Genomic DNA, 393 nt, shown 5'->3' on the forward strand with positions numbered 1-393 from the left:
CCCGACGCTCTTCCGATCTATAATGCGAACATCAACAGGTATCTCTCTTTCACTTCCCAATTTTTTTATTTTTCTTTCCTGCACAACCCTTAGTAAAGCCACCTGAATATCGTAACTGAGGTTAGCTATTTCATCTAAGAAAATAGTTCCGCCGTTGGCTAATTCAAAGCAGCCCGTTTTACTTCCGGCAGCACCGGTATAAGCACCTTTTTCGTGGCCGAATAATTCACTTCCTGCTAATTCTTTTGAAAGGGCTCCGCAATCAACAGCAATAAAGGGTGCATCTGCTCTTTTACTTTTATAATGAATACGTGCAGCTACAGATTCTTTACCCGTTCCGCTTTCGCCATAAATAATAACACTGTAATTTGTTTGTGCAACCAAGTCTATCTA

1 pseudogene is annotated in these 393 nt (G+C 40.7%); it reads right to left on the bottom strand.

Going from position 1 to position 393, the window contains the following annotated elements:
• Positions 1-381, bottom strand: a pseudogene (locus tag E3E36_RS12585) (sigma-54 factor interaction domain-containing protein); the annotation flags it as partial.
• Between the last annotated feature and the right edge of the window lie 12 nt (positions 382-393).

The organism is Thermococcus sp. M36 (assembly GCF_012027355.1).
GTDB lineage: Archaea > Methanobacteriota_B > Thermococci > Thermococcales > Thermococcaceae > Thermococcus.